Origin of the sequence: Streptomyces sp. NPDC048516 (assembly GCF_043199875.1) — a bacterium.
Taxonomy (GTDB): Bacteria; Actinomycetota; Actinomycetes; order Streptomycetales; family Streptomycetaceae; genus Streptomyces.
Map to the genome: position 1 here is coordinate 339,143 of NZ_JBICWS010000005.1, position 24,966 is coordinate 364,108.

Annotated in this window: 22 protein-coding genes; 13 read left to right on the forward strand and 9 right to left on the reverse strand. The window is 72.0% G+C overall.

Annotated features, from left to right (window positions below):
• The first annotated feature begins 179 nt into the window (after nucleotides 1-179).
• The 3 genes from ACGFR7_RS13190 to ACGFR7_RS13200 all read left to right on the forward strand — a co-directional run bounded on the left by ACGFR7_RS13190 (nucleotide 180) and on the right by ACGFR7_RS13200 (nucleotide 3,621).
• Nucleotides 180-1,346, forward strand: coding sequence for an MFS transporter (locus ACGFR7_RS13190; RefSeq protein WP_393317266.1), 1,167 nt, complete (start codon nucleotides 180-182; stop codon nucleotides 1,344-1,346).
• A gap of 392 nt (nucleotides 1,347-1,738) precedes the next feature.
• Nucleotides 1,739-2,794: an ATP-binding cassette domain-containing protein gene (locus tag ACGFR7_RS13195; protein WP_393317269.1), complete on the forward strand. Its 1,056-nt coding sequence runs from the start codon at nucleotides 1,739-1,741 to the stop codon at nucleotides 2,792-2,794.
• Nucleotides 2,791-3,621: an ABC transporter permease gene (locus tag ACGFR7_RS13200; RefSeq protein WP_393317272.1), complete on the forward strand. Its 831-nt coding sequence runs from the start codon at nucleotides 2,791-2,793 to the stop codon at nucleotides 3,619-3,621. Before ACGFR7_RS13195 ends, ACGFR7_RS13200 begins: the two co-directional genes overlap by 4 nt.
• A gap of 51 nt (nucleotides 3,622-3,672) precedes the next feature.
• Here the strand turns inward: ACGFR7_RS13200 and ACGFR7_RS13205 are convergent, their stop codons facing one another.
• Nucleotides 3,673-7,185, reverse strand: coding sequence for a BTAD domain-containing putative transcriptional regulator (locus ACGFR7_RS13205; RefSeq protein ID WP_393317275.1), 3,513 nt, complete (start codon nucleotides 7,183-7,185; stop codon nucleotides 3,673-3,675).
• A gap of 174 nt (nucleotides 7,186-7,359) precedes the next feature.
• Here ACGFR7_RS13205 and ACGFR7_RS13210 point away from each other — a divergent pair, with 174 nt between their 5' ends.
• Nucleotides 7,360-8,166 carry a site-2 protease family protein gene (locus ACGFR7_RS13210; protein ID WP_393317278.1) on the forward strand — a complete coding sequence of 269 codons (807 nt, stop codon included), beginning with the start codon at nucleotides 7,360-7,362 and terminating at the stop codon, nucleotides 8,164-8,166.
• A 91-nt stretch (nucleotides 8,167-8,257) separates the two neighbouring features.
• Here the strand turns inward: ACGFR7_RS13210 and ACGFR7_RS13215 are convergent, their stop codons facing one another.
• The 6 genes from ACGFR7_RS13215 to ACGFR7_RS13240 form a co-directional block, all read right to left on the reverse strand.
• Nucleotides 8,258-8,467: a hypothetical protein gene (locus ACGFR7_RS13215; protein ID WP_393317281.1), complete on the reverse strand. Its 210-nt coding sequence runs from the start codon at nucleotides 8,465-8,467 to the stop codon at nucleotides 8,258-8,260.
• Nucleotides 8,468-8,632: 165 nt separating this feature from the next.
• Nucleotides 8,633-9,367, reverse strand: a complete 735-nt coding sequence (gene npdG, locus ACGFR7_RS13220; protein ID WP_393317284.1) for an NADPH-dependent F420 reductase — start codon at nucleotides 9,365-9,367, stop codon at nucleotides 8,633-8,635.
• Between the two features lie 139 nt (nucleotides 9,368-9,506).
• Nucleotides 9,507-10,355, reverse strand: coding sequence for a carbohydrate ABC transporter permease (locus ACGFR7_RS13225; RefSeq protein WP_393317287.1), 849 nt, complete (start codon nucleotides 10,353-10,355; stop codon nucleotides 9,507-9,509).
• Nucleotides 10,352-11,338, reverse strand: coding sequence for a carbohydrate ABC transporter permease (locus ACGFR7_RS13230; protein WP_393317290.1), 987 nt, complete (start codon nucleotides 11,336-11,338; stop codon nucleotides 10,352-10,354). The genes ACGFR7_RS13225 and ACGFR7_RS13230 overlap by 4 nt, the downstream gene beginning before the upstream one ends.
• Nucleotides 11,335-12,675, reverse strand: coding sequence for an ABC transporter substrate-binding protein (locus tag ACGFR7_RS13235; RefSeq protein ID WP_393317293.1), 1,341 nt, complete (start codon nucleotides 12,673-12,675; stop codon nucleotides 11,335-11,337). Before ACGFR7_RS13235 ends, ACGFR7_RS13230 begins: the two co-directional genes overlap by 4 nt.
• Before the next feature lie 338 nt (nucleotides 12,676-13,013).
• Nucleotides 13,014-13,700, reverse strand: coding sequence for a FadR/GntR family transcriptional regulator (locus tag ACGFR7_RS13240; RefSeq protein ID WP_393317296.1), 687 nt, complete (start codon nucleotides 13,698-13,700; stop codon nucleotides 13,014-13,016).
• A 162-nt stretch (nucleotides 13,701-13,862) separates the two neighbouring features.
• Here ACGFR7_RS13240 and ACGFR7_RS13245 point away from each other — a divergent pair, with 162 nt between their 5' ends.
• From ACGFR7_RS13245 to ACGFR7_RS13255, 3 genes are all read left to right on the forward strand, one after another.
• Nucleotides 13,863-14,822 carry a dihydrodipicolinate synthase family protein gene (locus tag ACGFR7_RS13245; protein WP_393317299.1) on the forward strand — a complete coding sequence of 320 codons (960 nt, stop codon included), beginning with the start codon at nucleotides 13,863-13,865 and terminating at the stop codon, nucleotides 14,820-14,822.
• A 202-nt stretch (nucleotides 14,823-15,024) separates the two neighbouring features.
• A complete protein-coding gene (locus tag ACGFR7_RS13250) occupies nucleotides 15,025-15,654 on the forward strand; it encodes a hypothetical protein (RefSeq protein WP_393317302.1) in 630 nt (209 codons plus the stop codon).
• Between the two features lie 170 nt (nucleotides 15,655-15,824).
• A complete protein-coding gene (locus ACGFR7_RS13255) occupies nucleotides 15,825-17,186 on the forward strand; it encodes an MFS transporter (protein WP_393317616.1) in 1,362 nt (453 codons plus the stop codon).
• Between the two features lie 48 nt (nucleotides 17,187-17,234).
• Here the strand turns inward: ACGFR7_RS13255 and ACGFR7_RS13260 are convergent, their stop codons facing one another.
• Complete coding sequence (locus tag ACGFR7_RS13260) at nucleotides 17,235-17,471, reverse strand: hypothetical protein (protein WP_393317305.1); 237 nt, start codon at nucleotides 17,469-17,471, stop codon at nucleotides 17,235-17,237.
• A gap of 65 nt (nucleotides 17,472-17,536) precedes the next feature.
• Here ACGFR7_RS13260 and map point away from each other — a divergent pair, with 65 nt between their 5' ends.
• Together map and ACGFR7_RS13270 are read left to right on the forward strand one after the other, a co-directional pair.
• Nucleotides 17,537-18,394, forward strand: coding sequence for a type I methionyl aminopeptidase (gene map, locus ACGFR7_RS13265; RefSeq protein ID WP_311627652.1), 858 nt, complete (start codon nucleotides 17,537-17,539; stop codon nucleotides 18,392-18,394).
• Nucleotides 18,395-18,605: 211 nt separating this feature from the next.
• The gene (locus tag ACGFR7_RS13270; protein WP_393317308.1) at nucleotides 18,606-19,295 is read left to right on the forward strand and encodes a heme oxygenase (biliverdin-producing); all 690 of its coding nucleotides are present in this window, start codon (nucleotides 18,606-18,608) and stop codon (nucleotides 19,293-19,295) included.
• A gap of 30 nt (nucleotides 19,296-19,325) precedes the next feature.
• Here the strand turns inward: ACGFR7_RS13270 and ACGFR7_RS13275 are convergent, their stop codons facing one another.
• Entirely contained in the window at nucleotides 19,326-19,991 is a 666-nt protein-coding gene (locus tag ACGFR7_RS13275; protein WP_393317311.1) for a PhzF family phenazine biosynthesis protein, read from the reverse strand.
• A 344-nt stretch (nucleotides 19,992-20,335) separates the two neighbouring features.
• On the opposite strand from ACGFR7_RS13275, the gene efeO reads away from it, so the two are divergent.
• The 4 genes from efeO (at nucleotide 20,336) to ACGFR7_RS13295 (ending at nucleotide 24,871) form a co-directional block, all read left to right on the forward strand.
• Nucleotides 20,336-21,487 (forward strand): iron uptake system protein EfeO, encoded by a 1,152-nt coding sequence (gene efeO, locus ACGFR7_RS13280; protein WP_393317314.1) that lies wholly within the window; start codon nucleotides 20,336-20,338, stop codon nucleotides 21,485-21,487.
• 23 nt (nucleotides 21,488-21,510) lie between these two features.
• Nucleotides 21,511-22,905 (forward strand): iron uptake transporter deferrochelatase/peroxidase subunit, encoded by a 1,395-nt coding sequence (gene efeB, locus ACGFR7_RS13285; protein WP_393317317.1) that lies wholly within the window; start codon nucleotides 21,511-21,513, stop codon nucleotides 22,903-22,905.
• A 114-nt stretch (nucleotides 22,906-23,019) separates the two neighbouring features.
• Nucleotides 23,020-24,012 (forward strand): iron uptake transporter permease EfeU, encoded by a 993-nt coding sequence (efeU, locus tag ACGFR7_RS13290; RefSeq protein ID WP_393317320.1) that lies wholly within the window; start codon nucleotides 23,020-23,022, stop codon nucleotides 24,010-24,012.
• Nucleotides 23,999-24,871, forward strand: a complete 873-nt coding sequence (locus ACGFR7_RS13295) for a hypothetical protein (RefSeq protein WP_393317323.1) — start codon at nucleotides 23,999-24,001, stop codon at nucleotides 24,869-24,871. Before efeU ends, ACGFR7_RS13295 begins: the two co-directional genes overlap by 14 nt.
• Nucleotides 24,872-24,966 lie beyond the last annotated feature (95 nt).

Here is a 24,966-nt window from a genome sequence, read left to right on the forward strand (position 1 = left end):
GCGTTCCCTGCAGCATCCGGTTACCCCTTCGGTCCCCGGGGCCACCCGAAATTCCGCGCGGCCGAGGGAAGTGGCCTCGGGCAGCGCCGGGACCTCGTACCGCCCCAAGGGGCGGCCCGGCCGTGCTGAGCCGCTTCCTCCCCCCGCCCGGCCCGGCCCGGCTCCTCACTCTCATAACCATGGTGATGAGTCTCGGTCAAGGGCTGTGGATGGCGATCAATGCGATCTATGCCGTGACCGTTGTGCACCTGACACCGGGCCAGCTCGGTGTCAGCGTGAGCGTCGCGGCTGCGATTGTGCTCGTGTGCAGCATCCCGCTCGGCCACCTCGCAGACCGGACCGGGCCGCGAACGGTGCAGATGTGGTCGTTCCTGGCGTCGGCCCCGCTGACCGCGGCGTTGCTGTTCGTCAGCGGCTTCTGGACATATCTTGTCGTCGTTTCCGCCCAGGCGATAGCCTACCGAGCCGGTCGCAGCGCCCGGAAGGCCATGATCGCGGGCCTGATCCTCCCCGCGGACCGGGTCAGTGTTCTTGCCTACGTACGGGCCGCCAGCAATGTGAGCGTCTCGATCGGGGCGTGCCTGGCTGGACTCGTCCTCGCGGCGGGGTCGCGTCTCGGCTACCAAGGAGCGGTGCTCTTCACCGCCGTCGCCTTCCTCCTCACGGGCGCGCTGACGGCACGAGAGCCGCGCGTGCCGCCGGTCCCGGCCACGGCGGGCTCCGCTCTCGCGGTGCTTCGCGACGGGCCCTTCCTCACCTTCACCATCCTGGACGGCCTGCTGACCACGCACGCTCTCCTGCTCGATGTAGTCCTGCCCCTTTGGGTGCTGCGTCGTACGGACGCTCCCCGGTGGATGAGCGCGATCATCCTCGTCGTCAACACGGTCCTCGTCGTGGGCACCCAGACCAAGGCGGCGCGTGGCACGGATACCCCGGCGGCCGCGGCGAGGGCAAGCCTGCAGGGTGCAGGATGCGTGGCGGTGGCATGTGTCGTGTTCGCCATGAGCGACGAGGCGGCGCTGGTTCCGGCCTGCCTGCTCCTCGTATCGGGTGCTCTCGCCCATGCCCTGGGCGAGGTGCGGCAGGCGGCGGGAAGCTGGGCGATCGCCTTCGACCTCGCTCCCGACCATGCTCAGGGCCAGTACCAGGGCACCCACGCAATGGGTGCCGACCTCGGAAAGATGTTCGCTCCCGCGGTCTTCACGTGGTTGGTGCTTGAGCACGGGGCGCTCGGGTGGATCGTCCTGGCCGTGGGGTTCGCCGCTCTCGGCACCGCGATGCCGGCCGTCGTCTCCCGAGGGGTGCGCATGCGTTCCGGCTCCGACCCGGTGATCTCAACTGGCTGAGCGGTCAGGTCACCACTCAGCAGGCCGCGGGCCACGTCGGCGCAAAGGACGCAGGAGCCACGGGGACCGAGGCGTCGGCCTGGAAGAAGACCTTCAGGCCGCGGTCCTCTGACGGCTTCGTCGCCCATGGTCACACCGGCAGCGGTGAACGGTGGCGGGCCCGCGCCGGCCAGGGGCGCGGGCAGCAACACATCCGCCGATCACATCGAGACCGCCGGCTCGTTCTCGCGCGGGTGCCGCCGGGCCGCTGCCGGAGACGGCGGACGCACGTCGGCCCGTGCCGGTCCGCTGTCGGCCGTACCGTTCGCGCCGTGGCCGGTATCGATCGCCGTGTCGGCGCCCTGTCGGCGCCCTGTCGGCGCCTTGTCGGTGGCGGCTGACACCTTGGGGCCATGACGCGACAGACGATATCCACCAAGGGCGGCAACGCCGTGGAGGTGCGCGGTCTGGTCAAGCACTTCGGCGCGGTCAAGGCCGTCGACGGGGTGGACCTGGACGTGAAGGAAGGCACCGTGCTCGGCGTGCTCGGCCCCAATGGCGCCGGCAAGACGACGCTCGTGCGGTGCCTGTCCACCCTCCTTGTGCCGGACGCCGGCAGCGCCTTCGTGGCCGGCTTCGATGCGGTCCGCCAGCCCCGCGCGCTGCGCCGCACCATCGGCCTGACCGGCCAGTACGCCTCGGTCGACGAAAAGCTCTCCGGCTGGGAGAACCTTTACATGATCGGGCGGCTGCTCGATCTGTCCCGCAAGGACGCCCGCCGCCGCGCGGACGAGATGCTGGAGCGGTTCTCGCTGACCGAGGCCGCCAAACGGGCCGCGGCCAAGTACTCCGGCGGTATGCGCCGCCGGCTCGACCTCGCCGCCTCGATGATCGGCCGGCCGGCGGTCCTCTATCTGGACGAGCCGACCACCGGCCTCGACCCCCGCACCCGTAACGAGGTGTGGCAGGAGGTCCAGCAGATGGTGCGCGAGGGTGCCACGGTGCTGCTGACCACCCAATACATGGAAGAGGCCGAGCAGTTGGCCAACGAGCTGACGGTCATCGACCGCGGCCGGGTGATCGCCGAGGGGCAGGTGGACGAGCTCAAGGCCAAGGTCGGCGGGCGGACGCTGCAGATCCGGCCCTCGGACCCCGGCGAGCTGAACCGGATGGCGGGAGTCGTCGAGCGGGCCGGCCTGGACGGCATCGCGGGTGCCACCGCCGACCACGACGGGGGCGTGGTCAACGTACCGATCATCAGCGATGAGCAGCTGACCGCGGTGGTCAATGTGCTCGGCCGGGAGGGCATCGCGCTCGCCGGGATCAGCACCCATCTGCCCAGCCTGGACGAGGTGTTCCTGGCCATCACCGGCCAGAAGACCTCCGAGGCCGAGCCCGGGTCCGGGTCCGGGGACGGGGACGGGGACGAGGACGCCAGGAACGAGCGGTACGCGGGGGTGTCGGCGTGAGTACGGCAACGATGACGGCGCCACGGGTGAAGGCCGGCGCCGATGAGGGCCGGATCGGTCTGCGGGCCAATCTGCGGCACATCGGGGCGCTGGTGCGGCGCAACGCCCTGCAGATCAAGCAGGACCCGGAGTCCATGATGGACGTCCTGCTGATGCCGATCATCTTCATCCTGCTGTTCACCTATGTCTTCGGCGGCGCGATCGCCGGCAAGGGCAACCAGCACGATTACATCCAGCGCCTGGTGCCCGGCATCATGGCGATGATGGGCCTGAACATCGCCATGGCGGTGGGCAGCGGTGTCAACGAGGACTTCCGCAAGGGCGTGATGGACCGCTTTCGGACGATGCCCATCGCCCGGTCCTCGGTCCTCATTGCCAAGATCGTCGTCGAGATCGGCCGGATGCTGATCGCCACCGCGATCCTGCTGGGCATGGGCTTCCTGCTCGGCCTGGAAATCGGCGGCACCCTCTGGCAGTTCCTCGGCGCGATCGTGCTGTGCACCGCCTTCGGCGCCGCGCTGATGTGGATCTTCATCCTGCTGGGGCTCTCCGTGAAGACCCCTCAGGCGGTCCAGGGCATGGCGATGCTGGTGCTGATGCCGCTGGAGTTCGGCTCGTCGATCTTCGCGCCGCCGACGTCGATGCCCGGCTGGCTGGAGGGCTTCACCAAGGTCAACCCGCTCTCCAACCTGGCGGACGCGTCCCGTGCGCTGATCAACGGCCACGGCGCCGTGACCCATCCGACGCTGATCACCCTCGGCTGGGCGGTCGCCATCACGGCCGTCACCATGCCGCTCGCGGTGGCGAAGTTCCGCAAGAAGACCTGACGCGCGTCCCGCAGGGGGTTTCCCTGCGGGACGGCCTTCGCCCGGCTCGCGTCAGACCAGGGCGGTGGCCTCTTCGAGGGAGAGGCCACCGCCCTCGGCGTACGCCTGCGCATAGGCCGTACCGCCCAACAGCGCCCGCGCGGCCGCCTCGGTACGGGTCCGGTCGTCGCGGATGATCCGCGGCGGGACATGGCCGGCCGGCCGCAGCGCGTCGTACGCCCCCACCAGCCGCGCCGCGTCCCGCCCCGCCGGCTCGCCCCGCGCCGCCATCAACACCCGTGCGCCGGTGAGGAGTTGCACCACCGGGAGGTCCGGCGCGATCATCTGCGTCAGGGAGTCCTGCATGGCGCCCATGGCAGTCCGGAACCGCGGCAGCAGATCCTCGCCGCCGTGGCCTTCGTCCAGGTCCAGCGAGATCAGCGACGACTCCAGCATCCCGGTGAAGAGGGCCGGGGCGCGCGCGCCGAGGTGAGCGCGCACCGCGTGCAGTTCCGTCCGCGCCTCCTGCAGAGCCCCCTTCAGCGTCAGCCACATCGCGAGGGTCAGCCGGGCGAACGGTTCGGTGTCCCGGCCGCTGTTGCCCTTCACCGCCTCGGCCAGCACCTCACGCAGCATCCGCTCGCCGGTCCCCTCCTGGCCGTCCTCGATCAGTACGGCACCCAGCCGGCAGCGCAGCAGCAGGGTCTGGCCGTGCGCCCCCAGGTTCTCGGCGTGCACCATCGCCGCCCGGTAGTCGCGCGCCGCCGACGCGTACGCGCCCCGCCTCTCGTGGGTTTCGGCGCGTCCCGCCAGCGCCTCGGCCGCGCCCCATACGTCGCCGATCCTCAGGAAGGTGCGCAGCGCCTCGTCGGCATCGCGGGACGCCTGCGCCAGCCCGCCGGCTCGGTCGTTGAGGATCTTCGAGCGGAACTGCAGCATGTAGGCCAGCTCCCATGCGTAGCCGAGGTCGCGGCAGGCCTGCACCCCGCTGTCGACCATCTCGGCCAGCTTGTCGAACCGTCCGGTGATCAGCACCGCGTAGTACCACAGCGCGCCGGGCACCTTGCAGGTCTGCGGCATACCGGTGCGGTAGACGGTGAGCATCCCGGCCAGCTCTTCCTGCATCGCCGGATCGTGCAGCGCCTCGATATCGCTGTCCCGGCTGGAGAGCGCGACCAGCCGGACCTCGCGGCGGGCCTCCTGCAGTTGCTCGACAGCCATCGGCGGGGGTGTGTCGATGGGGCGCTCGTGCAGGTCGGGGGCCGGTTCGGCGGGCTGGGTGAAGGGGTTGGGGCCGAGCTCGGCGGCCGCCGTCGCCCAGTGGCGGGCGTCGCTGCGGTGGTCGCGCAGCGACCAGAACCACTGCAGGGACAGCACCAGGCACAGCGCCTCGTGCTCGTCACGTGCGGCGAGGGCACGGCGCAGCGCGGTGCGCAGGTTGTCGTGCTCCAGCTCCAGCCGCTCCATCCCCGCCCGCTGGCCGGGGCCGCGCAGCAACGGGTCGGTGGTACGGGCCAGTTCGCGGTAGGCGACGAGGTGGCGGCGCTCGGCACCGGCCCGTTCCCCGGCCTCGTCCAGCCGCTCGCCGGCGTACTCCCCCACCGTCTCCAACAGCCGGTAGCGCATCTCTCCCCCGCCGGAGCGGCTGCCGCCCGGCGCCTGGCCGGCCGGGGACGCGACCACCAGCGATTTGTCGATCAGCGAGCCGAGCAGCCCGGCCACCTCGCGCCGGTCGGCGCCGTCGCCCGCGCACACCTCTTCGGCAGCGGCCAGATCGCAGCCGCCGGCGAAGACGGACAGCCGGCGCAGCACCGCACGCTCGGGCTCGTCGGTCAGGTCCCAGGACCAGTCCACGACCGCGCGCAGCGTCTGCTGGCGGGGCAGCACGGTCCGGCTGCCGCTGGTCAGCAGCCGGAAGCGGTCGTCGAGCCGGTCGGCGAGCTGCCGGGGCGTCAGCAACCGCAGCCGGGCCGCGGCGAGTTCGATGGCGAGCGGCAGCCCGTCCAGCCGGCGGCAGATCTCGGTGCAGGCCGCCGTGGTTTCCTCATCGGCCTCGATACGGAAGCCGGGCAGGGCGGCGGCCCCGCGGTCGGCCAGCAGCCGCAGCGCGACGGGGGCCGGCAGCGGCTCGACCGGCCGCAGCACCTCGCCCGGTACGGCCAGCGGCTCCCGGCTGGTGGCCAGCACCGTCACACCGGGGCAGTCGGCCAGCAGCCGCTCGGCGAGCTCGGCGGCGGCGCCGATCACATGCTCGCAGTTGTCGAGGACGAGCAGCATCCGGCGTCCCGCGCAGTGCTCGGCGAGCCGGCCGAGCGGGTCCAGGGCGGTCGGATCGGCGGCGGCCCGCAGGCCATCCGCGGTGGTGCCGCGGACGACCGTCTCACGGGCCCCGAGCGCGGTCAGTACCGCCTCGGGCACGGTCTGCGGATCGTCCACCGGTGCCAGCTCGGCCAGCCACACGCCGTGCGGCCAGGCGTCCGGCAGGGCGGCCGCGGCGGTCTCCGCGCCCTCCTGCGACAGCCGGGTCTTGCCGGCGCCGCCGGGGCCCAGCAGCGTCACCAGCCGGTGCTCGGCCAGATCGGCGCGGATCGCCGCCAGATCGGTGTCCCGCCCGACGAAGGAGGTGAGCCGGGCACGGAGATTGCCGGGGCGGGGGCGGGGCGGGGTGAGGTAGGGGGCGGGGACGGCTGCGGGGGTGGGGACGGGGACGGGGACGGGGACGGCTGCGGGGGTGGGGACGGGGACGGGGACGGGGACGGCTGTGAGGGCGACGGCGCCGGGCGGGTGCGCGGCTGCGGGGGCGGGGACGGGGACGTGGGGGGCACCGGGGACGTGGGGGTGCGCCGGGGACGGAAGCGTCTCCGCAGGCGGACGGAGCAGTTCCGCGTGCAGGGCGCGCAACTCCGGGCCCGGGTCCGCACCGAGGCGGTCGGCGAGGCCGGTGCGTATCTCCTCGTAGGCCGCCAGTGCCTCCGCCGTGCGGCCCGCGGCCCGCAGCGCGCGCAGCCGCAGGGCCTGGAGGGGTTCGTCCAGCGGATGATCCTGGCACAGGGCGTGGAGGGTGGGCAGCGCCCGGTCGGCCCGGCCCAGGGCGAGGTCGGCGGCGAGGCGGGTCCGCTGGGCGTCCAGCCGGCGGCGTTCGGCGCGGGAGGCCTCGGCACCCGCGTCCGGCAGATCGGCCAGGGCCGGACCGCGCCAGAGCGCCAGGGCGTCGTCGAGCAGGGCGGCGGCGCCGGCCGGGTCCGCGGCGGTCAGCGCCCGGCCACCCTCCGCCGCAAGCCGCTCGAACCGGTGCAGGTCGACGGCGTCGGGCTCGGCGCACAGCCGGTAGCCGCCGTCGGCCGAGGCGACCGCGGCATGCCCCAGGGCCCGGCGCAGCCGGCCGACCAGGGCCTGCAGCGCCCCGGCCGCGTCGGCGGGCGGGTCCAGGCCCCAGATGTCGGAGATCAGCACGTCCGGGGAGAGTGCCCGGCCGGGGCGCAGCGCGAGGGCGGCGAGCAGCGCGCGCAGGCGTGGTCCGCCGATCGCGACGGGGGTGCCGTCGGGCCGGTCGGCCTGGGTGGTGCCGAGAATTCCATAGCGCACCGGCCCATTGTCGTCGAAAGCCGCAACTCTCCAGGCACCGAGCGTCGTTTTCGGCGTCACGGGTCCTGGGCAGGGGTCCGTGAACGAGCCCGCCGGCACACCGTCGTGCGCCGGCCGCCGTGACGCGGTTACGGTCAGGGCTGCCCCTCACCAGACATCCGGGAGCCCCGCACCATGACCACAGCAATCCGACGCGCCGACCGCCGCATCAGCCCGGTCTTCCTCGCGCTCGTCGCCGTCCTGGCGGTGTCGGGATGGGCGGTGTGGAGCGAGGCCTTCCCGGGCTACACCGGCTTCGCGGTGTTCTTGTTCGTGGTGTCCGGCTGGGTGGTGTCGCTGTGCCTGCACGAGTACGCGCACGCCCGCACCGCGCTGCACAGCGGCGACATCTCGGTGGAGGCCAAGGGCTACCTGACGCTGAACCCGCTGAAGTACACCCATGCGCTGCTCAGCATCGTGCTGCCGGTGATCTTCGTGATCATGGGCGGGATCGGGCTGCCGGGCGGTGCGGTGTTCATCGAGCGCGGCCGGATCCAGGGGCGCTGGCGGCACAGTCTGATCTCGGCGGCCGGTCCGCTGACCAACATCGTGTTCGCGGCGGTGTGCACGGCGCCGTTCTGGCTGCACGGGCTGGCCGGGGTGCCCGCCCCGTTCCGCTTCGCGCTGGCGTTCCTGGCGCTGCTGCAGGTGACCGCCGCGATCCTGAACTTCGTGCCGGTGCCGGGCCTGGACGGCTACGGGGTGATCGAGCCGTGGCTGTCGTACAAGCTGCGGCGGCAGGTGGAGCCGTTCGCGCCGTTCGGACTGCTGGCGGTCTTCGGGCTGCTGTGGGTCCCGGAGATCTACCAGGTCTTCTTCGAGCTGGTGAACACGATCCTGCACGGCCTCGGCGTCTCCTCGCTCGACACCTACCTCGGCCAGGAGTTCTTCCGCTTCTGGCGGGGCGAGCCGCAGCTGCCGCAGAGCGGCGGCCTCTTCTGAGGACCGGGGCCCGGCCGGCCGGCCCGACGCGCCGGGCTCCGCAGGAGGACTCGATGCGCCGGGCCCCGCAGGCCGCCTCGACGCGCCGGGCTCAGCCGGCCTGCTGCGCCCGCTGGAGCTTCGCCCTGCGCAGGTAGAACCACGCCATGTTGCTGGAGATGCCCGCCAGCAGGATCCAGACGATGCCGACGAAGCTGCCCTGGGCGAACGCGACCACGGCCGCGGCGACGGAGAGGACGCACACGGCGAGGGCCATGAGAGCGAGCCGGCGGGCCGGGCCGGACGGGGGCAAGAGGGGCATGGAAGCGGCTCCTGTCGGGAGTGGTGCGGTCCTCCCCAGTGTCCCCCATGCCCCGTGTGCACCGGTCGGCGGTCCGGCAGCGGCCGCTGCCGCTGCCGCCCGGGTGGACGGCTCGGACGTCGTGGACGGCTCGGACGTCGTGGCCGCTCCAACGTCGTGGACGGCTCAGACGTCGGTGAGGCGCAGCCCCGCGTGTGCCTTGTAGCGCCGGTTGACCGAGATCAGGTTGGCGACCAGCGACTCGACCTGGTGGGCGTTGCGCAGCCGGCCGGCGAAGACGCCCCGCATACCGGGGATACGGGCGGCCAGCGCCTGCACCAGGTCGGTATCGGCGCGGGACTCACCGAGGACCATCACATCGGTGTCGATCCGTTCGGTCTCCGGGTCCTGCAGCAGCACCGCGGACAGGTGGTGGAAGGCGGCGGTGACCCGGGACCGGGGCAGCAGGGCCGCGGCCTGCTCGGCGGCGCTGCCCTCCTCCGGCTTGAGCGCGTAGGCGCCCTTCTTGTCGAAGCCGAGCGGGTTGACGCAGTCGATGACGAGCTTGTCGGCCAGCTCCTCGCGCAGCGCCTGAAGGGTCTTGGCGTGGCCCTCCCACGGCACGGCGACGATCACCACATCGCTGCGCCGGGCGCACACGGCGTTCTCCGCGCCCTCGATGCCCAGGCCGAGTTCACCGGCGGCGGTCTCGGCGCGCTCGGCGGCCCGGGAGCCGATGATCACCTTCTGGCCGGACCGTGCCAGCCGGTAGGCCAGGCCGCGGCCCTGGTCGCCGGTGCCGCCGAGGACGCCGACCACCAGGCCGGAGACGTCCGGGAGGTCCCAGGGGTCACGCTTGAGGGCGGCCTTCGCACGCGTCGCGGCGTTCGGGGAGAACCGGTCATCGTCAGGAGTAGTCATGACAGCGATCCTGTCACGCGCCGACCGCGAACCGGTCAGGCCCTCGGGACCGGACAGGCCAGGCCCTCGGGACAAAACAGGTCAGGCCCTGGCACCGCACCGCCCGGCCCTCCGGCCCGCGCCCGTCACCGCGGACCCGTCACGCCTTCACGCCGCCCTCGGTCAGGCCCGTGCGCCAGTACCGCTGGAGCACCGTCATCAGCACCATCAGCGGCACCACGGACAGGAAGGCACCGCCCACCGTGTACTGGTAGAGCACCGGTTGGCGGTCGGCGTAGCCGGTCCAGGAGGTCAGGCCCAGCTGGACCGGGTAGAGGTCGGAGTCCGAGAGCATCACCAGCGGCAGGAAGTAGTTGTTCCAGATGTGCACGAACTGGAACAGGAAGACGGTCACCAGCGCCGGGGTCATCAGCCGCAGCGCGATCCCGCCGAAGATCCTGGCCTCGCCCGCGCCGTCGATCCGGGCCGCTTCCAGGAGCGGGGCGGGGACCGCGGCGGCCGCGTAGATCCGGCACAGATACACGCCGAACGGGCTGACCGTGCCGGGGATCAGCACCGCCCAGTAGGTGTTGGACAGCCCCAGCGCGCTGAAGAGGAAGTAGAGCGGCAGGGCCAGCGCGGTGCCGGGGATCAGCACCCCGGCGAGCACCACGTTGAAGACCGCCTCCCGGCCGCGGAACGGGAAGATGGCCAGCGCATAGCCGGCCGCGGCGGACAGCAGGGTGGCGCAGACGGCGCCGGTCCCGGCGTAGAAGAGGGAGTTGGCGAACCAGCGGGCGTAGATGCCGTGGTCGTAGGTGAGGACGTCGGCGAGGTGGTCGACGGGGTCCGGATGGCCGGAGAACCAGAAACCGAAGGTGCCGAAGAGGTCGGCGCTGTTCTTGGTGGCGGAGACCGCCAGCCAGTAGACGGGCACCAGGAAGTAGAGCGCGGCGACGGTCAGCAGCGAGGCGGTGATGATCCGGTGGCGGACCGGGGGCGGGGTCATCCGCGGTTCCCGGCGCGCCCGCCGGCCAGCCGCAGAAAGCCGAAGGACACCGCGCACGCCACCAGCGCGAGCAGTACCGCCTCGGCCGCCGCCACCTGCTGGTTGTTGCCGACGAACGCCTCGCTGTAGGCGTGCAGGTTGGGGGTGAAGCCCGAGTCGATGGAGGAGGCCAGCGGACGCAGCACCATGGGTTCGGCGAACAGCTGGAGGGTGCCGATGATGCTGAAGACACCGGTGAGCACGAGCGCGGGGCGGAGCAGCGGGATCTTGATGTGCCGGGCGACCTGCCAGGCGCTCGCGCCGTCGATCCGTGCCGCCTCGTACAGCTCCCCCGGTACGGCCTTGAGCTGAGCGATCAGCACCAGCATGTTGTAGCCGGTGAACTGCCAGGTGACGATGTTGGCGAGGGACCACAGGACGGTGCCGCGGGAGAGGAAGTCGACGCTCCAGCCCATGGAGTCGGCGATCTTCACCAGCGGGCTGATGCCCGGCACGTAGAGGAACCCCCACAGGATCGAGGCGATCACTCCGGGCACGCCGTACGGCAGGAAGAAGGCGCTGCGGAAGAAGGGGACTCCGCGGGCGCTCGCGCTCTCCAGCAGCAGCGCGAGGGCGGTGGCCAGCACGATCATCAGCGGGATCTGGACGGCGCCGAAGAGCAGCACCCGGCCGAAGCCGGCCAGGAACCGGTCGTCGCGAAGGGCGTGGGCGTAGTTGGCGAGGCCGGCGAAGGCCTCGTGTTCCTGGCCGCCGAGGCCGAGCGGGCCGGTGCGTTCGGTCTTCTGCAGACTCTCGTAGAGGGCGTAGCCGATGGGGGCGAGGAAGCAGAGGCCGAAGAGGGCGAGGAACGGCAGGACGAAACCGGCGGCGACGCGGGCGTTGCGGGCCTCGGTGCGGGTGGCGCGGCGCGGGCGGCGGCCGGTGTCCTTGCGGGTCCGCTTCGGGGCGGCCGGCTCGGGGCGGCTCAGCGTGTCCCGGCTCACCCGCCGCTCTCCACCTTCAGGCCCTTGTCCTTGAGGTCGGCGACGGTCTGGGCCTGCACTTTCGTCAGGACCGAGCGGAAGGAGCCGCCGTCCGCGAGCGCATCGGTGAAGGCGTCGCCGAGCCGCTGGTAGAGGGTGTCCACCCCGGGCCCCCACCGCCAGCTGGTGTCCACGTGCGCCCCGGCGGCCGCGAAGACCTTGCTGTACGCCTGGCCGCCGAAGAAGGCCTTGTCGACGTCGAGATCGGTGGTGGCGTAGCCCTTCTTGGCGCTGGGGAAGCCATAGCCGCCGTCGATCAGCAGCGCCATCGACTCGGGGTCGGTGTTGAGCCAGACGGCGAAGTCCAGGGCGTCCTCGGGGTAGCGGGCCTTGGCGAAGACGGCGGTGGTCGAGCCGCCCCAGTTGGCGAAGGCCTGCTCGCCGGCCTTCCACTGCGGCAGCGGCGCGGCCCGCCACTTCCCCTTGGTGCCCGGCGCATTGCCGGCCAGCAGCGCATCGCCCCAACTGGCACCCACCCAGGCCGGGATGGCGCCGGTCTGCAGATCCTTGTACCAGGCGTTCTGCCGGTCCGGGATGGTCTTGACGAGCTTCTGCCGGACCAGGGACTCCCAGTAGTCGGCGACCTTGCGGGTGGGTTCGTCGTCGAGGTGCACGGTCCAGGTGTCGCCGTGCGTCCCGTACCACTTGGCGCCGGCCTGCCAGGCGAGGCCGGCGAAGCGGTTGCCGTTGGTGGGCGCGAAGGTCTCGATCCAGGCGCCCTTCTTCCGGACGGCCTTGGCGGCGGCCTCGTACTCGTCCCAGGTCCGCGGGGTCTGCACCTCCCACCTGTCGAAGAGGTCCTGGCGCAGGAAGAGCCCCATCGGCCCGGAGGCCTGGGGGATGGCGTAGATGCCCTTGCCGAAGACGGACTGCTGCCACTGCCAGCCGGAGAACTTGTTCTTGTGGCGGGCGGCGCCGAGCGGGGCGAGGTCGAGCAGCCCGTTGTCGAGGAGGAAGCCGGGGACGACCGGGAATTCGATCTGGCCGAGATCGGGCGGGTTGCCGGCCTTGATGGCGGCGTGCATCTTCGCGTACTGCTGGCCGTTGACGGCCGACACCTTCTCGACCTTGACCTGCACCTCGGGATTCCTGCGGTTCCAGAGGTCGACGGGCTTGTCGATGCCCGGCACCCAGGACCAGAAGGTCAGTTGGATCCGCTGCCCCTTCTTGCGCTCCCGGGGCGCATTGCCGTCGCCGTCGCCGTCCCCGTTGCCGCCGCAGCCGGTGAGCGCCCAGCCGGCGGCGACGGCGGCCGCCCCGCCCAGGACCGTTCTGCGGTGCACGGTGCGGTTGCTCATATCGGCTCCCCCACGAGGATGCGGCTGCGGATACGGCGAAAGGTGCTCGTCGAGCACGCGCTGAAGTCGCCCGCCCCGGGGAGCGGTCGGGCGCTCCCACGGGCGGGGACGTAGGATGTCCCTCGTCCTGCGGCGACCATAGGGAGCGCCCAACTTGCCGTCAAGACACCGCACATGGGGCATTCCCCGGGTCGGCAAAGGCACCGTCGACACGGGGTGACATCCCGGTGAACGGGGGCGGCGGCACCCGCGGCGGCACCTTCACCCAGCCGTTCGGCCGGCCGGGCTCCCCCACTCCGTCAGCCGGGCTCCCCCATCGTCCCGTCAGCCGGACTCCCTCACCACTCCGCCAGCCGGCGCCGGATGCCGTCGAAGTGCCGGTGCATCGCCTCCACGGCGCGGTCGCCGTCACCCGCCTCCAACGCGTCGACGATCTCCTTGTGCTGGCGATGTGTCACGTCCGGGTCGGGGCCGTCGTCGGAAAGGTCCTCCCGCACCCGGCGCAGCGCCGCCCAGAACGCGTCCAGCACCTCACTCAGCAGGTGATTGCCCATCGAGCGGTACAGGGCGAGATGGAAGGCCCGGTCGGTGGCGCTCTGCACCTGCCCGCCCCGGGCCTCCTCCGCCATCCGCTGCACCAGCCCCTTGAGGACGGCAAGGTCCTCGGCGGGCAGGTTCCGGGCGACGGTGCCGATCAGGCCCGCCTCCAGCGCCTCGCGGACCTCCATCAGCTCGTACAGGCTGGACTCGCCCTGGAGGTGGCGGACCGCGGCACGGAACGCGACGCCCTCGACGAACGGCTCCAGGGTGAGCGGGCCGACGTAGGTGCCGAAGCCGTGCCGGATCTCCACGATGCGCATCGCCTGCAGCGCCTTGAGCGCTTCGCGCACCGAGTTGCGGCTGACGTCGAGCAGACCGACCAGCTCGGCCTCGGTGGGCAGCGGATCGCCCGGCGTCAGTCCGCGCTGCAGGATCAACTGCTTGATCTGCGCCTGCACATCCTCGGCCATCGTCCCTCGCGCCATGGAAACTCCTTCTCCCGCTCCCGCGTCTGCCACGCGGCCGGTCCGTCCGCGACGGCCCCCACCGGGCCGCGGATCCTTGACCGACCTCCTGTGAACAGGTCTATTGTGCTCGACATAGGACATGGGATGTCCTATGTCGGACTCGGAGACCCCGGAGCCCCCATGGCACTGCCCGCCCCCCTGCACGGCGTCATCCCGCCGGTCTGCACCCCGCTCGGCCCGCGCGGCGAGATCGACACCGCCTCGCTGACCCGTCTGGTGCGCCACCTCCTCGACGGCGGTGTCCACGGGCTGTTCGCCCTCGGTTCCACCAGCGAGGTCGCCTACCTCACCGACGCCCAGCGCGGCACCGCGCTGGAAACCGTCCTCAAGGCCGCGGACGGCAGGGTCCCGGTGCTCGCCGGGGTCATCGACACCACCACCCCCCGGGTGCTCGACCACGCCAGGACCGCCGCCGCCCTCGGCGCCGACGCCCTGGTCGCCACCGCGCCCTTCTACACCCGCACCCACCCCCGGGAGATCGCCGCGCACTTCCGCCACCTGCGCACGGCCGTGGGCCTCCCGCTGTTCGCCTACGACATCCCCGTCGCCGTGCACAGCAAGCTGTCCCCGTCACTGGTGCGGGAACTGGCCGAGGACGGCACGCTCGCCGGACTCAAGGACAGCAGCGGCGACGAGGGCTCGCTGCGCCGGCTGCTCACCGCACTCGGCGGCCGCACCGCCCGGCGCACCGGCCCCGCCCCCGGCTTCTCGGTCCTCACCGGCTCCGAACTGACCGCGGACGCCGCCCTGTTGGCGGGCGCGGACGGCGTCGTCCCCGGCCTCGGCAATGTCGACCCGGCGGCCTACGTCCGCCTCTACGACGCCGCCCGGGCCGGCGACTGGGAGCGGGCGGCCGCCGAACAGGAACGCCTGGTCGCCCTGTTCGCCATGACCGACGCCGGCCCCGAACCGGAAATGGGCCGCAGCTCCTCCGCACTGGGCGCGTTCAAGGCGGCCCTCCACCTCCTCGGCGTGATCGACGGGGGCGCCACCGCCTTTCCTCAGCGCCCGCTGAGCGAGGAGGCCGTGGCGGAGGTAGGACGTCGGCTCACCGCCGCCGGCCTGCAGCCCGTCCGGTAGGCCGCACGACACGACCACCGCCACGGCCGGGGCAGGGGCAGAGGCAGCACTCCCGCCCGCCCCCTCCCGCCTCTCCCTCCCTTTCCTCCTCTCCTCTCCCCTCCCCTCCGCCCCACATCCCCCACCACCCCCATTTCCCGTACGGGTGACACCCGTGGAAACCGCAGCCGGACAGCGCCGCACTGCGGCAGGATGCCGGGCCATGGATGCCGTACGGGTCGCCCTGCTGCGCGAAGTTCTCGCCGGGACCGAGTGGGTCCAGGCCACCCGCCGCTTCGCGGGGTCGCTGCGCGGCGCCGTCACCCCGCACGGCGGGGGGCTGCTGCTGGTCGGCAGCGCCTCGTACGAGCCCTGGCACCTGGCCGCCCACCTCGACGACGAGGCCGCCTGGTCGGGCCTGCCCGAGCTGTCACCGACGCTGGTGCGCCACCGCGTCCCCGGCGGGGCACCGGCCCATCTGGCAGTGGGGCTCGGCCGGTTGGCGGCGGCCGGACGCGGCGAGACGCTGCTGGTCGTGACGCCGGAGCAGCCGGGCGCCGGGCTGCTGGAGCGGGTGCACGACGCCCGCCGCAACGGCGCCACGGTGCTCGCCCTGGACGGCGGCAACCGCGATCTGCACGCCCTCGCGCATGACGCGCTCGCCGCACCCCCGCCCCCGCCCGAGGGCACGGACGGGGCACCGGCCGACCTCGATCTCGACACGGTCCAGCATCTGGTGAGCGCGGCCGCCGGAGAGAACAGCCTGCCCGCACCCCGCAGACACCGCCGCTTCCGCGACCGCCTGGCCCGCCTCGCCGACGGGCTGACCGCCCCGCCGCCGCCCCGCTGGTAGCCCCCGCGGGGCCCCGCCGGCGGACTAAAACCCTTTGCGCCGGTCCGTGCCGGTACGCACGATGGTGCCCCGTGACCTCGGACAGCGCTCCCTCCTCGGCCCCCTCTTCCACGTCCCCTCCCCCGCGTTCCCCGGACCCCGCCCGGCCCGCCCGCCGTCGCCTCTCCGCGCTGCTGCCGGATCTGGCGCCCTGGCGCTCGTCGCGCGACTTCCGGCTGATGTGGTGCGCGGGCGTGATCACGGTCTTCGGCAGCTCGCTGTCCTTCGTGGCGCTGCCGCTCCAGCTGAAGGAGCTGACCGGCTCCACCCTCGCGGTCGGGGCGCTGGGCGCGGTGGAGTTGGTCCCGCTGATCGTCTTCGGCCTCTACGGCGGGGCGCTCGCGGATTCCTTCGACCGCCGCCGGCTGGTCCTGTGGACCGAGTCCGCGCTCGGCCTGGTCTCCGTCCTGCTGCTGCTCAACAGCCTGCTGCCGCACCCGATGGTGTGGCCGCTGTACGCGATCGCGGCGGCCACCAGCGCGCTGACCGGTCTGCAGCGGCCGGCCCTGGACGCGCTCGTGCCGCGGATCGTCCCGCACGACCAGCTCGCCGCGGCCGCCGCACTCAACGCGCTGCGCCGGCATATCGGCGCCATGGCCGGGCCCGCGCTGGCCGGCGGGCTGCTGGCCCTCGCCGGGCTGCGCTGGGCGTACGCCGTCGACGCGGTCACCTTCGTGGTCTCGGTGCTGCTCACCCTGAGGCTGGCGCCGTCGCCCGCCTCGCACGACGCCGAGCGGCCGTCGCTGCGCGGGATCGCCGAGGGCGCGCGCTACGCCTGGAGCCGCAAGGAACTCCTCGGCACCTACGCCGTCGACGTCCTCGCGATGCTGTTCGCCTTCCCGCTGGCGATCTTCCCGTTCCTCGCCGACGACCTCGATGCCCCCTGGGCACTCGGGCTCATGTACGCGGCGCTGCCGGCCGGTTCCCTCCTGGTGAGCCTTACCGGCGGCTGGACCTCACGCATCCACCGGCAGGGCCGTGCGATCGCACTCGCCGCCGCGGGCTGGGGACTGGCCGTGGCCGCCGCCGGGCTGCTGCACCACGTCTGGCTGGTGCTGCTCCTGCTGACCGTGGCCGGTGCCTGCGACATGATCAGCGGCATCTTCCGCTCGGCGATGTGGAACCAGACCATCCCCGACGAGCTGCGCGGCCGCCTGGCCGGCATCGAGCTGCTGTCGTACTCGGCGGGCCCGCAGCTGGGCCAGGTCCGGGTCGGCGGCATGGCGGCCCTGACGAGCGTACGGGCGTCGGTGTCGCTGGGCGGCCTGCTGTGCTTCGCGGGGGTCGGTCTGCTGGCGCTCGGCCTGCCGAAGCTGATGGCGTACGACGCCAGGACGGATGAGCACGCCCGGCGGATGCGGGAGCGCCGGGCCGCCGCAGCCGGGTCCCACGGCGGGGGCGGTGAGCGGGTCGGCGTTGATGAGCAGGACGGCGACGGGCCCGGCTCCGGATCCGCGGCCCCCGCCCCGGACGCGGACCCGGCACCGGCCTGAGCCCGGGGATGCGGGGCACCACCAGGGCAGCCCCGCGAAGACAGGCTCCTAGTCCTCCCCGTCGCTCTTTCCCCGGCCCGGGCCGTCGTGCCACTTCGGGTCGGTCTCCCACTCCACGTTCCGCTCGTGGGCGGTCTCCATGGCGTGCTCGGCCTCCTCGCGGGTGGGGTACGGGCCGAGGCGGTCGGCGGCGCGGCACTGGGGGCCCTCCTCGACCTTCCGGTGCTCGAGGCAGTAGAACCACTCGCCGGGCTTGCCGGCCGTACTCCTCTTGAACAGCGCCATTACCGCCTCCTGTGGATGCTCTGTGCCACCATCCTGCCCGACGGCCCGCGGATACACTCGCTGGCATGTCTGGCCAGTCACTTCTTGTCCCGGGGAAGATCTCCCCCACCCGCCCCGTCCCCGCCTCGATCCCGCGCCCCGAATACGTCGGGAAGGACGCACCCACCCCGTACACCGGGCCCGAGGTGCAGGACGCCGAAACGATCGAACGGATGCGGATCGCCGGCCGGATCGCCGCGCAGGCGATGGAGGAGGCCGCCAAGCTGATCGCACCCGGCGTGACGACCGATGAACTGGACCGGGTCGCCCATGAGTTCATGTGCGACCACGGCGCCTACCCGTCCACGCTCGGCTACCGCGGCTTCCCCAAGTCCCTGTGCTCCTCGCTCAACGAGGTCATCTGCCACGGCATTCCGGACTCGACCGTCCTGAAGGACGGCGACATCGTGAACCTCGACGTCACCGCGTACATCAACGGTGTGCACGGCGACAACAACGCCACCTACCTGTGCGGCGACGTGGACGAGGAGTCCAGGCTGCTGGTCGAGCGGACCCGGGAAGCGCTCAACCGCGCGATCAAGGCCGTCAAGCCGGGCCGTCAGATCAACATCATCGGCCGGGTCATCGAGTCGTACGCCAAGCGCTTCGGCTATGGAGTGGTCCGCGACTTCACCGGTCACGGCATCAACTCCTCCTTCCACTCCGGCCTGATCGTTCCGCACTACGACAGCCCGCACCACACCACCGACATCAAGCCCGGTATGACGTTCACGATCGAGCCGATGCTGACGCTGGGGACCCACGACTACGACATGTGGGACGACGGCTGGACGGTGGTGACGAAGGACCGCAAGCGGACCGCGCAGTTCGAGCACACGCTGGTGGTCACGGACACCGGGGCCGAAATCCTCACGCTGCCCTGACGGGAGCGGGGAGACTTTACCGACAGGACGTCGGGAACAGGCGTAGGCTCGATACCGACAGGACGTCGGGAACGGGTTGACTCAGGTAAGCCTGAGCAGTTGGGTGAGCCCAGGGTCGGCGGCTCCGCGGAGCCGGCCTGTTCCCGTCCTCCCCCAAGCTCTCGAATCCGAGCAGGGGGGGACCCCCGCCCTCGGTCCCCGGAGGTCCGCCTTGGAAGCGTCCAGCCCGACCCCGCCCGACCCCTCCGCTCCCGCCACCCCGTTCTCGGCGGTCATCCGCACCGCCTCCCACGAGCAGCACACCGAGGCCGAGAACTCCTCCTTCATGAGCGACCTGCTCGGCGGCCGGCTCGGCGTCGACGCCTACCGGCGCTACACCGAGCAGCTGTGGTTCGTCTACCGCGCCCTGGAGGACGCCCCCGGGCCGCTCTCCGACGACCCGGTCGCGGGCCCCTTCGTGCGCCCCGAGCTGGCCCGCACCGCCGCACTGGAGCGCGACCTCGCCCACCTCGGCGGCCCCTCCTGGCGCACCGGCCTGGAGCCGCTGGCGGCCACGAGCGCCTATGCCGACCGGGTGGCCGCCTGCGCCCGCGACTGGCCGGGCGGCTTCGTCGCCCACCACTACACCCGCTACCTCGGCGACCTCTCGGGCGGACAGATCATCCGCGGCACGGCCGAAAAGACCTGGGGCTTCGCCCGCAAGGGCGACGGGGTGCGGTTCTACGTCTTCGAGGACATCGCCAACCCGGCCGCCTTCAAGCGCGAGTACCGGGCACTGCTGGACGCCCTGCCGGTGGACGACCTGGAGAAGCAGCGGGTGGTCGACGAATGCAAGCGCGCGTTCCGGCTGAACAGCGCGGTCTTCCGGGAGCTGGGCGAGCAGTTCCCGTTGAGCGCGTAGGGGCCGCCCCTCCGGGCTCCGCCCGGACCGCTACCGCGTACCGGGACGCACCCGCCCGCCGATGGCGATGGTGCCGTCCGGATACGGGCGGGTGAGGATCCGGGAGCCGGCGCCCTGCCGGATGTCGAGCGGGCGCCCCAGCTCGTGCGTCAGCAGCAGGGCGGCGGCGCCGGTGGCCTCGTCCTCGACGACACCGTCGCCGCGCCGCGGGAAGCCCCGCGCCCGGACCGTGCCCGCGGCCTCGTCCTGCCAGGCCCAGGCGTAGAGCCAGCCCTCCCCCGGCGGCGGTGCGGGCAGCGCGTCGACCTCGGCCACCGAGGCGTACCGCCGGGTGGCACGGGCGGTCACCCACTCCGCGCGCCCGTGCACCCACACCACGTCCCCCTCGAAGCGGACCGCGACCTCACCGGCCGCCGGGCGCAGGGTGCGCGGCGGGCGCCCCAGGCTCCGCAGCAGCCAGGCCAGACCGGCCAACGGATGCCCGGCGAACGGGAGTCGGACGCTCGGGGTGTAAATGTCCACCGTGCCCCGGTTTGCGTCGTCGAGGAACACGGTTTCGCTGAAGCCGAGTTCGGCCGCGAGGGCGGCCCGCTCGGCGTCGCCGGGGACGGCCGCCCCGTCGCGGACGACGCCCAGCAGATTGCCGCCGGCGCCACCGGGCCCGCAGAACACCCGGAGCACATCGAGTTCGGTCACCCGGACAGTACATCGCACGGCCGGGCGGCGCGGCAGAGGCGAGCGGGGCCACCACCGAGGGCCGGCACCGGGAGAGCGGCGGCCGGCTGACCGCGGACCGGAATTCCGCCGGTCATCACCGGTCGTACGGCATGACCCTTACCTTGACCACCGCATGACGGTTCCGTGACCGGGTGCGGGCCAAACCGTGATCCAGCCGTTGTTCATGAGAGCGGGATCACTGGACGGGGCGAGCGAAAACAGGTAAGCCTCAGATAAGTTAGGGCCGCCTTAGTGGCGATCCTCTTGACTGTTTATTGTTCGCGTAGTCCCTTCCGTCCACCCGAGCCCGCCTGGAGCCCCGCATGCGAGCCCATCGCTCCTCCGTCGTCGTCGCCCTCGCCGCGGCCGCGGCCGTCACCGCCGTCGCCGGCTGCGCCGCGAAGAACGACGGCAAGGGGGGCGGCAAGGGCGCCGTCGAGGTGACCGCGACCGACTCCAGCTGTGAGCTCTCCGCCAAGGAGTTCCCTGCCGGACATGTCCGGTTCGCGGTGCAGAACAAGGGCTCCAAGGTCACCGAGGTGTACGTCTACGCGCCCGGCGACCGGATCGTGACCGAGCGGGAGAACATCGGTCCCGGCACCAGCGCGGAGATCACCGCGGAGATCAAGGCCGGTGCGTACGAGGTCGCCTGCAAGCCCGGTATGAAGGGCCACGGCATCCGCCAGAAGGTGACCGCCGGCGGCAAGGGCTCGAACGCCAAGCGCGACCCCAAGCTGGATGCCGCGGTCGCCGCGTACCGCACCTACGTCCAGGAGCAGGCCGACCGGACGCTCCCGGCGGCACAGAAGTTCGCCGACGCGGTCAAGAGCGGCGATGCCGAGGCCGCCAAGAAGGCCTACGCCCTCTCGCGGGTGGGCTGGGAGCGCACCGAGCCGGTCGCCGAGTCGTTCGGTGACATCGACCCCAAGGTCGATGTGCGCGCCGACGGTGTGGAGAAGGGCCAGAAGTGGACCGGCTGGCACAAGCTGGAGAAGTCCCTGTGGGAGGAGAAGAAGATCTCCGGGGACGACAAGAAGCTCGCCGGTCAGCTCATCACCGATCTGAAGGACTGGCAGAAGCGGGTCGGGAAGGCCGAGATCACCCCGACCAGCATGGCCAACGGCGCCAAGGAGCTGCTCGACGAGGTGGCCACCGGCAAGGTCACCGGTGAGGAAGAGCGCTACAGCCACACCGACCTGGTCGACTTCCAGGGCAATGTCGAGGGCGCCGAGAAGGCGTACGAGCTGCTGAAACCGGTCGTCGGCAAGAACGACCCGGCGCTCGCCAAGGAGCTGGACAAGCAGTTCAAGGCGATCCGCACGCTGCTCGACGACCACCGCGACAGCAAGTCCGCCGACGGCTTCGCCTCCTACGACACGGTCGGCAAGGACGACCGCAAGAAGCTCTCCGACGGCGTCAACGCGCTGGCGGAGCCGCTGTCGAAGCTGGCCGCCTCCGTGGCCACCACCAAGTAGTCCGCCGCGGGCGAGGGAGCACGATGACGCAGGACGAGGGCACGACCGCCGAGGACGCCACGACCGCCGAGGGCCGCACTCCCACCGAGGGCGGCACGGCCACCGGCGACGGTACGGCCGCGCGGACCGGCACCGACGGCACGGCCGCGCAGACCGCCGGCGGGCGCGCCCCGTCCCGGCGTTCCCTGCTCGGCTGGGGAGGCGCGGGCCTGGCGCTGGGCGCGGTCGCGGCCGGCGGTACGGCGGCGGCGCTGCGCACCGGCGGCGACGCCCAGCCGGCCGGGGCGGACGCGACCTCGCGCTCCGCGGTTCCCTTCCGCGGCAGGCATCAGGCGGGCATCGCCAGCGCCGTCCAGGACCGGCTGCACTTCGCCTCGTTCGACGTCACCACCGATGACCGCGACGAGCTGATCGCGCTGCTCAAGGAGTGGACGAAGGCGGCGGCGCGGATGACGGCCGGGGACCCGGTCGGCGACGGCGCGGTCGGCGGGCTCGCGGAAGCTCCGCCGGACGACACCGGTGAAGCGCTCGGGCTGCCGCCGTCCCGGCTCACCCTCACCTTCGGCATCGGCCCGACACTGTTCGAGAAGGACGGCAAGGACCGGTTCGGCATCAAGGCCCGGCGCCCCGATGCCCTGATCGATCTGCCGCAGTTCCCCGGCGACAACCTCGACAAGGCGCGCAGCGACGGCGACCTGTGCGTCCAGGCGTGTGCGGACGACCCGCAGGTGGCGGTGCACGCGATCCGCAACCTGGCCCGGATCGGCTTCGGCAAGGTCGCGATCCGCTGGTCTCAGCTGGGCTTCGGCAAGACCTCCTCGACGACGCCGGACGCGCAGACGCCGCGCAATATGTTCGGCTTCAAGGACGGCACCCACAACCTGGCGGGCACCGACACCGCCGCGCTCGACAAGCACGTCTGGGTCGCGGACGGCGAGGCGAAGGGCAAGGAGAGCTGGATGGCCGGCGGCTCCTACCTCGTCGCGCGCCGGATCCGGATGCACATCGAGACCTGGGACCGCACCTCGCGCAAGGAGCAGGAGGACATCTTCGGCCGGGACAAGGGCGAAGGCGCGCCGGTGGGCAAGAAGCACGAGCGCGACACCCCGCATCTGAAGTCGATGCTGCCCACCGCCCATGTCCGCCTCGCGCACCCGGACTCCAACGGCGGGATACGCATCCTGCGCCGCGGCTACTCCTTCACCGACGGTACGGACGGCCTGGGGCGGCTGGACGCGGGGCTGTTCTTCCTCGCCTACCAGCGGGACGTACGCCATGGTTTTGTCCCCCTCCAGCAGAGGCTGGCGGCCAACGACGCGCTCAACGAATACATCCAGCACGTGGGTTCAGCGGTCTTCGCGGTGCCGCCGGGCGTCCGGAACGCGGACGACTGGTGGGGCCGGGAGCTGTTCGCCTGACACCGTCGTCACCGCCGACACCATCGACACCGCCGACACCCTCGACACCGCAGGCAGATGCCGGGAAGAAGGACGTCGGCCCATGAAGGACATGAAGGAAGGGAAGGAACCGGCGTGTTCGGCAACTACCTGATCGGCCTGCGCGAGGGCCTGGAAGCCAGTCTCGTCGTCTGCATCCTCATCGCCTATCTGGTCAAGACCGGGCGGCGGGAGGCGCTGCGTCCGGTCTGGCTCGGGATCGCGCTCGCCGTGGTGCTGTCGTTCGCGTTCGGCGCGGCGCTGCAGTTCGGGTCGCAGACCCTGACCTTCAAGGCCCAGGAAGCGCTGGGAGGTTCGCTGTCGGTCATCGCGGTCGGCCTGGTGACGTGGATGGTCTTCTGGATGCGGCGCACCGCGCGGCATCTGAAGAAGGAGCTGCACGGCAAGCTGGACGCGGCGCTGCAGATGGGCACCGTGGCGCTGGTGGTCACCGCGTTCCTGTCGGTGGGCCGCGAGGGCCTGGAGACCGCGCTGTTCGTCTGGACCGCCGCGCAGTCCGCCAACGACGGCGTCCGGCCGCTGATCGGTGCGCTGCTGGGCCTGCTGACGGCCGTGCTGCTGGGCTGGCTGTTCTACCGCGGTGCCGTGCGGATCAACCTGGCGAAGTTCTTCACCTGGACCGGCGGCATGCTGGTGGTGGTCGCGGCGGGCGTGCTGGCGTACGGCTTCCACGATCTGCAGGAAGCGGACCTCCTGCCGGGGCTGGCGTCGCAGGCGTTCGACATCAGCGACCTGATCCCGGCCGACAGCTGGTACGGCACCCTGCTGAAGGGCATCTTCAACTTCCAGCCGGACCCGACCGTTCTTCAGGTCACGGTGTGGGCTCTGTATCTCATCCCCACGCTCACGATCTTCTTCGCCCCCGGTAGGGTGGCGCCGAATCGTGCCACCCCGGCGGCCGCCCCGTCCGCCCCGGTCGCCCCGAAGGAGCCCGAGCCCCATGACACGCAGGTCGCCGTTCCGGGTGCCCGCAACACTGACGTCGGCAGTGGCCGCGATGGTGATAGTGAGCGGGTGCATGACGGTGCACGGCGAGAGGGAGATGCTGCCGGCGGTGTCGAAGGCTGAGGGCGCCAAGGCGCTCACGCACTTCACCGAGAGCTTCAACAAGGCCAACCATCAGCTCGATCCGGCGCTGAACCCCTCCTTCGAGGGAGGCGCGCTGCTCGCCATCGACCAGGCCGGGATAAAGGCGTCACACGCCTTGCAGCCGCAGGGCAATCCGGGCTTCAAGGACCTGGCGTTCACGGATCCGCACTTCACCGTGCCCAAGCAGGCGGGGTGGCCGAAGTACTTCATCGCGGACGCGGCCAGCAACCGCAAGAACGCCCGCGGCCAGAACACCCGCTGGTTCCTGGTGTTCAGCCGCAACGGCATCGACGAGCAGTGGCGCGCGGTGTACCTGGCGACGTTCGCGGGCAACAAGGCCCCGGAGCTGAAGACGGACAAGAAGGGCTACGCGGAGGCGGTGCCCACCGGCGCGAAGTCCGGTCTGGCGGTCGACCCCGGCAAGCTGAGCAGCACCTACGCCGACTACCTCAACACCGGCAAGGGCAGCACCTTCGCCTCGGGACCGCAGACCGACGGCTGGCGGGCGCGGCGCGCCAAGGACGCCAACCGGGCCGGCCAGCGCATCATGTGGGAGGACTCGCCCGCGACCTACCCGCCGGTGGCGCTGCGGACGACGGACGGCGGTGCGCTGGTGTTCTTCTCGACCGTCTACCACCAGCAGCAGACGCTGTTCGCCGGAGCGACGATCTCGGTCGGGAAGCTGAAGGGCCTCCTGCAGGGGCCGCCGAAGAAGACCAACCGGATGCTGTTCACCACGGTCTCCGGCCAGACGGTCAAGGTGCCTGCCGAGAGCGCCGGGGGGAAGGTCGCGGTCCTCAACCGGATCGAGGCGAAGACCGCGGTGAAGCCGCTGTAGCCGGCCGGGAAACCGCTCGTACCTACCAGGAAGGGCCGTCGGGGTGACCCGGCGGCCCTTCGGTGTGTGCATACGGGATGAGCAAAGGGGGGTGA

Bases quoted from the DNA above. Each gene is read 5' to 3' on its own strand.
- ACGFR7_RS13190 (WP_393317266.1), top strand. From the start codon at position 180: ATGGTGATGAGTCTCGGTCAAGGGCTGTGGATGGCGATCAATGCGATC.
- ACGFR7_RS13195 (WP_393317269.1), top strand. From the start codon at position 1,739: ATGACGCGACAGACGATATCCACCAAGGGCGGCAACGCCGTGGAGGTG.
- ACGFR7_RS13210 (WP_393317278.1), top strand. From the start codon at position 7,360: ATGACCACAGCAATCCGACGCGCCGACCGCCGCATCAGCCCGGTCTTC.
- ACGFR7_RS13215 (WP_393317281.1), bottom strand. From the start codon at position 8,467: ATGCCCCTCTTGCCCCCGTCCGGCCCGGCCCGCCGGCTCGCTCTCATG.
- npdG (WP_393317284.1), bottom strand. From the start codon at position 9,367: ATGACTACTCCTGACGATGACCGGTTCTCCCCGAACGCCGCGACGCGT.
- ACGFR7_RS13225 (WP_393317287.1), bottom strand. From the start codon at position 10,355: ATGACCCCGCCCCCGGTCCGCCACCGGATCATCACCGCCTCGCTGCTG.
- ACGFR7_RS13235 (WP_393317293.1), bottom strand. From the start codon at position 12,675: ATGAGCAACCGCACCGTGCACCGCAGAACGGTCCTGGGCGGGGCGGCC.
- ACGFR7_RS13240 (WP_393317296.1), bottom strand. From the start codon at position 13,700: ATGGCGCGAGGGACGATGGCCGAGGATGTGCAGGCGCAGATCAAGCAG.
- ACGFR7_RS13245 (WP_393317299.1), top strand. From the start codon at position 13,863: ATGGCACTGCCCGCCCCCCTGCACGGCGTCATCCCGCCGGTCTGCACC.
- ACGFR7_RS13250 (WP_393317302.1), top strand. From the start codon at position 15,025: ATGGATGCCGTACGGGTCGCCCTGCTGCGCGAAGTTCTCGCCGGGACC.
- ACGFR7_RS13260 (WP_393317305.1), bottom strand. From the start codon at position 17,471: ATGGCGCTGTTCAAGAGGAGTACGGCCGGCAAGCCCGGCGAGTGGTTC.
- map (WP_311627652.1), top strand. From the start codon at position 17,537: ATGTCTGGCCAGTCACTTCTTGTCCCGGGGAAGATCTCCCCCACCCGC.
- efeO (WP_393317314.1), top strand. From the start codon at position 20,336: ATGCGAGCCCATCGCTCCTCCGTCGTCGTCGCCCTCGCCGCGGCCGCG.
- efeB (WP_393317317.1), top strand. From the start codon at position 21,511: ATGACGCAGGACGAGGGCACGACCGCCGAGGACGCCACGACCGCCGAG.